The sequence below is a fragment of the Kitasatospora sp. NPDC057512 genome (assembly GCF_042802135.1).
Taxonomy (GTDB): Bacteria; Actinomycetota; Actinomycetes; order Streptomycetales; family Streptomycetaceae; genus Kitasatospora.
Genome location: NZ_JBHVET010000469.1, coordinates 1 through 6906 on the forward strand (window position 1 = coordinate 1; position 6906 = coordinate 6906).

At 70.6% G+C, this 6906-nt stretch carries 8 protein-coding genes; 6 read left to right on the plus strand and 2 right to left on the minus strand.

Going from position 1 to position 6906, the window contains the following annotated elements; genetic code table 11:
• Positions 1-10: 10 nt before the first annotated feature.
• Both rfbC and rfbA read right to left on the minus strand, forming a co-directional pair.
• The gene (gene rfbC / locus ACFU6K_RS26445) at positions 11-610 is read right to left on the minus strand and encodes a dTDP-4-dehydrorhamnose 3,5-epimerase (protein ID WP_380667041.1); all 600 of its coding nucleotides are present in this window, start codon (positions 608-610) and stop codon (positions 11-13) included.
• The gene (gene rfbA / locus ACFU6K_RS26450; RefSeq protein ID WP_380667043.1) at positions 607-1482 is read right to left on the minus strand and encodes a glucose-1-phosphate thymidylyltransferase RfbA; all 876 of its coding nucleotides are present in this window, start codon (positions 1480-1482) and stop codon (positions 607-609) included. Before rfbA ends, rfbC begins: the two co-directional genes overlap by 4 nt.
• Before the next feature lie 81 nt (positions 1483-1563).
• Between rfbA and rfbB the strand changes: the two genes are divergently transcribed.
• From rfbB to ACFU6K_RS26480, 6 genes are all read left to right on the plus strand, one after another.
• Entirely contained in the window at positions 1564-2541 is a 978-nt protein-coding gene (gene rfbB / locus ACFU6K_RS26455) for a dTDP-glucose 4,6-dehydratase (protein ID WP_117488227.1), read from the plus strand.
• On the plus strand, positions 2538-3473 hold the full coding sequence (rfbD, locus tag ACFU6K_RS26460) for a dTDP-4-dehydrorhamnose reductase (RefSeq protein ID WP_380667045.1): 936 nt from the start codon (positions 2538-2540) through the stop codon (positions 3471-3473). The genes rfbB and rfbD overlap by 4 nt, the downstream gene beginning before the upstream one ends.
• Positions 3470-4807 carry a lipopolysaccharide biosynthesis protein gene (locus ACFU6K_RS26465; RefSeq protein ID WP_380667047.1) on the plus strand — a complete coding sequence of 446 codons (1338 nt, stop codon included), beginning with the start codon at positions 3470-3472 and terminating at the stop codon, positions 4805-4807. Before rfbD ends, ACFU6K_RS26465 begins: the two co-directional genes overlap by 4 nt.
• A 68-nt stretch (positions 4808-4875) precedes the next feature.
• Positions 4876-5565 carry a glycosyltransferase family 2 protein gene (locus ACFU6K_RS26470; protein ID WP_049649036.1) on the plus strand — a complete coding sequence of 230 codons (690 nt, stop codon included), beginning with the start codon at positions 4876-4878 and terminating at the stop codon, positions 5563-5565.
• Positions 5562-5960, plus strand: a complete 399-nt coding sequence (locus ACFU6K_RS26475; protein WP_049649037.1) for a DUF2304 domain-containing protein — start codon at positions 5562-5564, stop codon at positions 5958-5960. The genes ACFU6K_RS26470 and ACFU6K_RS26475 overlap by 4 nt, the downstream gene beginning before the upstream one ends.
• A gap of 4 nt (positions 5961-5964) precedes the next feature.
• The gene (locus tag ACFU6K_RS26480) at positions 5965-6870 is read left to right on the plus strand and encodes a glycosyltransferase family 2 protein (RefSeq protein ID WP_380667049.1); all 906 of its coding nucleotides are present in this window, start codon (positions 5965-5967) and stop codon (positions 6868-6870) included.
• Positions 6871-6906 lie beyond the last annotated feature (36 nt).

Genomic DNA, 6906 nt, shown 5'->3' on the forward strand with positions numbered 1-6906 from the left:
GGCTCCGCCGCTACTGCTGCTTCAGCGAGTCCGTGTAGGCCTTGCAGGCCTGGTAGTCCGGCAGCAGGCCGGTGGCGAGCGCCTCCGCGAGGGAGGGCGCGACCGCGTCACGGGCCGAGAGCTGCGGGGCGTCGGTCGGCCACTCGATGCCGAGGTCCGGGTCCAGCGGGTGCACGCCGTGCTCGCCGGTCGGGTTGTACGTCGCCGAGCAGAGGTAGGTCAGCGTGGCGTCGTCGGTCAGGGCGCAGAAGCCGTGGCCGAGGCCCTCCGGGATGTAGACGGCCTGGCGGTCGGTGTCGTCCAGCCGGACGAACTCCCACCTGCCGAAGGACGGCGAGCCGACCCGCAGGTCGACGATGACGTCCAGCACCGCGCCGCGGGTGCAGGCCACGTACTTGGCCTGGCCGGGCGGGACGTCGGCGAAGTGGATGCCGCGGACGACGTCCTTGGCGGACAGCGACAGGTTGGCCTGGGCCAGGTCCAGCGGGTGGCCGACGACCTCGGCGAGGAGGTCGAAGCGGTACCACTCGGTGAAGTGGCCGCGGGCGTCGCCGTGCACCTGCGGGGTGATCTCGAAGGCGCCCTCGATGGAGAGCTCGCGGAACTTCACTTGGCGGCCGCCTCGTCGAGCAGGTCCACCAGGTACTGGCCGTAGCCGCTCTTCAGCAGCGGCTCGGCGAGCTCGCGCAGCTGGGCGTCGTCGATCAGCCCGGCCCGCCAGACGGCCTCCTCGATGCAGCCGATCTTGAAGCCCTGGCGCTCCTCGATGACCCGGACGAACTCCGAGGCCTGGACCATCGACACGAACGTGCCGGTGTCCAGCCAGGCGGTGCCGCGGTCGAGGGTCGTCACGTGCAGGTCGCCGGTGCGCAGGTAGGCGTCGTTGACGGCGGTGATCTCCAGCTCGCCGCGGGCGCTCGGCTCCAGGGTGCGGGCGATCTCGACGACCCGGTTGTCGTAGAAGTACAGGCCGGGGACGGCGTAGCGGGACTTGGGCTCGGTCGGCTTCTCCTCGATGGAGATGACCTGGCCGGTCTCGTCGAACTCGACCACGCCGTACGCGGTCGGGTCGGCCACGGGGTACGCGAAGACCCGGCCGCCCTTGATGTCGGAGTGCTCGGTGAGCGAGGTGCCCAGGCCGGTGCCGTGGAAGATGTTGTCGCCGAGGATCAGGGCCACCGGCTCGTCGCCGATGAAGTCCGCGCCGAGCACGAAGGCCTGGGCGATGCCCTCGGGCTTCTCCTGGACGGCGTACTGGAGCTTCAGGCCGAACTGGGAACCGTCGCCCAGCAGCCGTTCGAACTGGTCCCGGTCGTTCGGGGTGGTGATGATCAGGATTTCGCTTATCCCGGCCATCACGAGGGTCGAGAGGGGGTAGTAGATCATCGGCTTGTCGAAGACCGGGAGGAGCTGCTTCGACACCGCACGGGTCAGGGGCCACAGCCGCGAGCCGGTGCCGCCGGCCAGGAGGATTCCACGCATGGGAGCACCCTATTCGAGATCGGTGAACGCGGGAGGGGCCGGGTCGGAGGGGCGTTCGGGCGGCGGTAGACTACGCGCATTATGCGCATCCTCGTGACCGGCGGCGCCGGGTTCATCGGTTCGGAGTTCGTCCGTCAGCTCCTCGGGGCTGACGAGAACGCCCGGATCACGGTCTTTGACAAGCTCACCTACTCGGGCGTCCTGGAGAACCTCGCCCCGGTGGCCGACCACAAGGGTTACACCTTCGTCCAGGGCGACATCTGCGACGCGGACGCCGTCGACCAGGTCATGCCGGGCCACGACGTGGTGGTGCACTTCGCCGCCGAGTCCCACGTGGACCGCTCGATCGCCGGTGCGGGCCCGTTCGTGCTGACCAACGTCGTCGGCACCCAGGTCCTGCTCGACGCCGCGCGCAAGCACGGCGTCGGCCGCTTCGTGCACATCTCCACCGACGAGGTGTACGGCTCGATCAGCGAGGGCTCCTGGACCGAGACCTGGCCGCTGGAGCCGAACTCCCCGTACTCGGCCTCCAAGGCCTCCTCCGACCTGCTGGCGCTGGCCTACCACCGCACCCACGGCATGGACGTCGTGGTGACCCGCTGCTCCAACAACTACGGGCACTACCAGTTCCCGGAGAAGGTCATCCCGCTGTTCACCACCAACCTGATCGACGGCAAGAAGGTGCCGCTGTACGGCGACGGTGGCAACGTCCGCGACTGGCTGCACGTCTCGGACCACTGCCGGGGCATCGAGCTGGTCATGCGCGGCGGCCGCGCGGGTGAGGTCTACAACATCGGCGGCGGCACCGAGGCCACCAACAAGGAGCTGACCGGCCTGCTGCTGGAGGCCGCCGGCGCGGGTTGGGACATGGTCGAGCACGTCGAGGACCGCAAGGGCCACGACCTCCGCTACTCGATCGACATCAGCAAGATCCGCGAGGAGCTCGGCTACGAGCCGCAGGTCCGCTTCGAGGACGGCCTCGCCGCGACCATCGCCTGGTACCGCGAGAACCGCGCCTGGTGGGAGCCGCTGAAGCAGAAGGCGGCCCTGGCCAAGTGACCGCGAACGCCGCCGCGCCCGTGCGCTGGCTGGTCACCGGCGCGGCCGGGATGCTCGGGCAGGATCTGCTCTCGGTGCTGGGCGCCGACGGGACCGCCGAGATCACCGCGCTGCGCCGGGCGGACCTCGACATCACCGACCCGGCGGCCGTCCAGGCCGCGGTCGAGGGCCACGACATCGTGGTCAACTGCGCCGCGTGGACGAACGTCGACGCCGCGGAGGCCGAGGAGGACGCCGCCACCGCCGTCAACGGCACCGGTGTGCGCCACCTGGCCGAGGCCTGCGCCAAGAGCGGCGCGCGGCTGCTGCACGTCTCCACCGACTACGTCCTGCCGGGCGACGCCACCGAGCCCTGCCCGGAGGACGCCCCGACCGCGCCGGTGAACGCGTACGGCCGCGGCAAGCTGGTGGGGGAGCGGGCGGTCGCCGAACTGCTCCCCGAGCACGGCTACGTCGTGCGCACCGCCTGGCTGTACGGCGAGCACGGCCCGAACTTCGTGGCCACCATGCTCAAGCTCGCCGCCCAGCGCGACACCCTGGACGTGGTGGACGACCAGCACGGCCAGCCGACCTGGTCGTACGCGCTGGCCGGCCGCCTGGTCGAGCTCGGCCGGGCCGCGCTCGCCGGGCAGGCCCCGGCCGGGGTCTACCACGGCACCGCGAGCGGCCGGACCACCTGGTGCGGACTGGCCCGCGAGACCTACGCGCTGAGCGGGCTGGACCCGGAGCGGATCCGCCCGACCACGTCGGAGGCCTTCGTCCGCCCGGCCGCCCGGCCGGCCTTCAGCGTGCTGGCCCACGACCGCTGGGCCGCCGCCGGGCTGGCGCCGCTGCCCGAGTGGCGGGCCATGCTGGCCGAGGCCCTGGCCGAGCCCGTCTTCGCCGAACTGGCCGCCACGGCCCGGACCACGGAGAGCGACAGACCTCAGTGAAGAACGCACTGACGAAGGTGGCTGCCGCGCTACCGCCGGGAACCCTGGCGGTGGCCGGCGGCACCGTCGTACTGGGTGCCGCCTCCTACATCCACCTCGGAGTGGCGGGCCACAGCCTGTCCGTCGACGACATGGCGAACGTCTCGCTGCTGTGGACGATCGTGATGTCGGTCGGCATCGGCGTCTTCTTCCCGATCGAGCAGGAGCTCACCCGGATCGTCTCGGCGCGCGCGGCGCTCGGCCACGGCGCCGCGCCGGTGCTGCGCCGGGCGACCCTGCTCACCGGCGGGATCCTCGCGGCGACCCTGATCGCCCTCGGCGCCGCCTCCGGCCCGATCGCCCGGTCGATGTTCCACGGCGACCGCTCGCTGGTGCTGGCGCTCGGCGGGGCCTTCACCGGCATGGCCGTCTGCTACCTCACCCGCGGCGTGCTGGCCGGCCTCGGCCGCTTCGGCGCGTACGGCACCCAGCTCGGCCTGGACGGCGGCCTGCGGATCGGCCTGGCCTTCGCCTTCGCCGTCGCCGGGGTGCACTCGGCGCTCGCGTTCAGCCTGATCCTGGCCGTCGCGCCGATCCTCGCCACGATCGTCACGCTGCCGCCGCTGCTGCGCGCGGTGAAGCCCGGCGAGCAGGTCGGCTGGTCCGAACTCTGCTCCGGGCTCGGCCTGTTGATCTGCTCGACGCTGCTCTCCCAGGTCGTGGTGAACGCGGCCGTGGTGAGCACCAAGCTGCTCGCGCCCTCCGACTCCGCGCTGATCGCCGCCCTGCTCAACGCGCTGGTGCTGGCCCGGGTGCCGCTGTTCGTCTTCGGCTCGCTCCAGGCCTCGCTGCTGAACGGCCTCTCCGCCGCGATCGCGGTCGGGGACCGGGCCGCCTTCACCGGGATGCTCAAGAAGATCGGCGCCGTGGTCGGCGGACTCGGGGTGCTCGGCGGCATCCCGGCGGTCGCCCTCGGCCCCTGGCTGATCCAGGTGCTGTTCGGCGCCAAGCCGGTGCTCGGCTGCCTCGACTTCTTCTGGATGTCCGCCGGGACCGTGGCGTACATGTTCGCGATGGTGCTCGGCCAGGCGCTGATGGTATTCAAGCGGCACAACCTTCAGCTGCTCTGCTGGGCGGTCGGTACGGCGGTCCTCGCCGCGATCACCTTCCTGCCGGGCGACGTGTCCACCCGCGTGGTCGTTGCGTACACGGCGGGTTCCGTGGCCACCGTCCTCGGTATGCTGGCGGTCCTGAGGCAGAGTTTCGCCCGTTCCGCGACGAACTCGGCCGGCCTCGTCCAGCAGTCGGGGGACCCGAACGCCGCGGTGTTGAGCAGCCGGACGGCCGGTGACTGACCGTGTCCGCCCCTCATCTTCAGATCGCCGCGCAGCAGCGCGGGCCAGACCCCATTCATGGAGCCTCCGTGTCCCAGTACGACGATGTTTGGCTGGTGATCCCGGCCTACAACGAGGGCCAGGTGATCGCCGACGTTGTGGAGGGGGCGCGAAAGACGTTCCCGAACATCGTGGTCGTCGATGACGGCAGCGGCGACGACTCGGCCAAGCACATCATGGAGACGGGCGCGCACCTGGTGCGCCACCCGGTCAACCTCGGCCAGGGTGCCGCCCTCCAGACCGGCCTCGCCTACGCCCTGGCCCAGCCGGGCGCCAAGTACTTCGCCACCTTCGACGCGGACGGCCAGCACCAGACCGCCGACGTCGAGAAGATGGTCGCCCTGCTGCGGGAGGGCGACACGGACGTCGTCCTCGGCTCGCGCTTCATCGAGCAGAACGGGCAGGTGCCGTGGATCAAGCGGGTCGTCCTGCGCACCGCGGCGACCGTCAGCCCGACCGCTCGCAAGCTCAAGCTGACCGACGCCCACAACGGTCTGCGCGTGCTGAACCGCGAGGCCGCCGGCCGGCTGCGGATCACCATGAACGGCATGGCGCACGCGTCGGAGATCGTCAGCTTCCTCGCCGGCTCGGACCTCCGGGTCGCCGAACTCCCGGTGGACATCCTGTACACCGACTACTCACGCGCCAAGGGTCAGTCCCTGATCAACGGCGTCAACATCATCTTCGACATCTCGCTGCGGGAGCGTAGCCGCCGATGAAATTCTTCTGGATCCAGCTGGTTCTCATTCTCGGCTCGGTCACTCTCGCCTTCATGTTCATCCGGCGTTGGGACCGTGCCAACACCCGCGCCTGGAAGCGCATCGCGTTCTCGGTCTTCGTGGTCGTGAACATCTACGCGGTGCTGCGTCCCACCGACGTGACCTGGCTGGCCCACCAGCTCGGCGTCGGCCGCGGCACCGACCTGGTGCTGTACGGGATGGTGCTGGGGATGGGCTTCCTGACCCTGAACACCTTCCTGCGCTTCCGCTCGCTGGAGAAGAAGCTCACCGACCTGGCGCGCACCGTGGCGATCAACGAGGGCGCCCGCCTGAACGAGGAGCGCTTCGACCTGGACCTGCCGGTCTCGGCGCCGGTCGACCGCAGCAAGGCCTGATCCCGTGGCGACCTTCGAGTTCATGCTGCCGTACTACGGCGACGTGGCGCTGATGCAGGCCGCGGTGCGGAGCATCCTCGCGCAGACCGACCGGGACTTCCGGCTGACCGTCATAGACGACGGCAAGGAGCCGGACGTCCCGGGCTGGTTCGCCTCGCTCGGCGACGACCGGGTGAGCTACCTGCGCAACGAGCAGAACCTCGGCATCACCAAGAACTTCCAGAAGTGCGTGGAGCTGTCCACGGCCGACCACGTGGTCATCATGGGCTGCGACGACCTGCTGCACCCGCACTACCTGGAGACCGTCCGGTCGATCGTCAAGGACAACCCGGACCTGGGCATGGTGCAGCCGGGCGTCGAGGTCATCGACGGCAACGGCGAGGTCAGCCGTTCCGGCCTGGCGGACAACGTCAAGGAGAAGATCTACGCGCCGACCGTCAAGGGCCGGCGGCTGATGGGCGGCGAGGAGCTGGCCGCGAGCGTGCTGCGCGGCAACTGGCTCTACTTCCCGTCGATCTGCTGGCGGGGCGAGGCGCTGCGCGCGGTCAACTTCCGCGACGAGTACTCGGTGATCCAGGACCTGGCCCTGGTCGTCGACCTGCTGGAGCGCGGCGAGCAGATGCTGGTGGACAACACCACCGTCGTCTTCCAGTACCGCCGGCACGCCGTCAGCGAGTCCTCGGTGCAGGCCTTCTCCGGCACCCGGTTCACCGAGGCGGAGCGGTACTTCAACGCGGTGGCCGAGCGGATGGACGCCCGCGGCTGGCCGAAGGCCGCCCGCGCGGCCCGGTTCCGCAGCGCCTCCCGCCTGCACGCGCTGACCATGCTGCCGGGCGCCCTGAAGCGCGGCGAGCGGGCCGGCGCCAAGGTGCTGGTCCGCCACGCGCTGACCGGCGGGGAGCGGCACTGACCGCCCGCACGCACTGATACGGCACTGGGCCGGTAG

What these genes read in the sequence shown, in the direction of transcription:
- rfbA (WP_380667043.1), bottom strand. Translation starts at nt 1,482, where the DNA reads ATGCGTGGAATCCTCCTGGCCGGCGGCACCGGCTCGCGGCTGTGGCCC.
- rfbB (WP_117488227.1), top strand. Translation starts at nt 1,564, where the DNA reads ATGCGCATCCTCGTGACCGGCGGCGCCGGGTTCATCGGTTCGGAGTTC.
- ACFU6K_RS26475 (WP_049649037.1), top strand. Translation starts at nt 5,562, where the DNA reads ATGAAATTCTTCTGGATCCAGCTGGTTCTCATTCTCGGCTCGGTCACT.